At 43.6% G+C, this 692-nt stretch carries 1 protein-coding gene; it reads right to left on the bottom strand.

Annotation, left to right across the window (positions count from 1 at the left end; all coding sequences use genetic code 11):
• Positions 1–195 precede the first annotated feature (195 nt).
• The coding region (locus tag A3738_RS05370) for a DUF1731 domain-containing protein (RefSeq protein WP_231876541.1) at positions 196–692 on the bottom strand (497 nt) is incomplete at its 5' end.

The following is a 692-nucleotide window of genomic DNA, read 5'->3' as shown; positions in this document are numbered from 1 at the left end:
GCGAGCTGGGCAATTGTAAGCTGCTCTGCGCTCAATACGCTGCATGAAATATAGCTGTGTTCAATGAAACTACTTTGCGCGCTGTTCGTATCGGTAGATGCGTGAGCGTTTGTTAAAGTGGCTAATGTGATTAGATAAGTTAATACTTTAACAAGGTGTTGATTACGCAAGTTCGACTGCCGGTTTAAAAGACGCCTATCTCTTATGCTTATAGATCTGAGAAAGTGCGTCGTGAATTTCAGGATATTTAAAACTATAGCTTAAAGCCTGAAGCTTATCCGAAACAACATCCTGATTTCCGAGAAGTAAATCGCTACGCTGACCAAAGATCCATTTCGTCACAATAGTTGGCATTTTCAATAGTAGAGGGCGCCTAAGATTTTGAGCGAGTACGCGGCTAAATTCCTGATTAGTCGTGTTTATAGGGGCGACAGCATTGAATGCGCCTTCCATTGATTGATCATTGATAGCCTGATGAATAAGTTCAACCAGGTCTGAAATATGAATCCAAGACATCATTTGTTTGCCATCACCTATCACTGAGCCGGCGCCTAATATAAAACTCGGATAGAGCTTAGCGAGCATTCCGCCATCTCCGGACAAAACAATAGAGATCCTTAATACTGTCCTTCGCTCGGATCTGATTGTCGTAGCAGCTTGCTCCCACCCGCTGCACAAGCTTGCGGCGAAAT

This window comes from Oleiphilus sp. HI0066, assembly GCF_001635725.1.
This window is presented reverse-complemented; position numbering and strand designations above follow the sequence as displayed.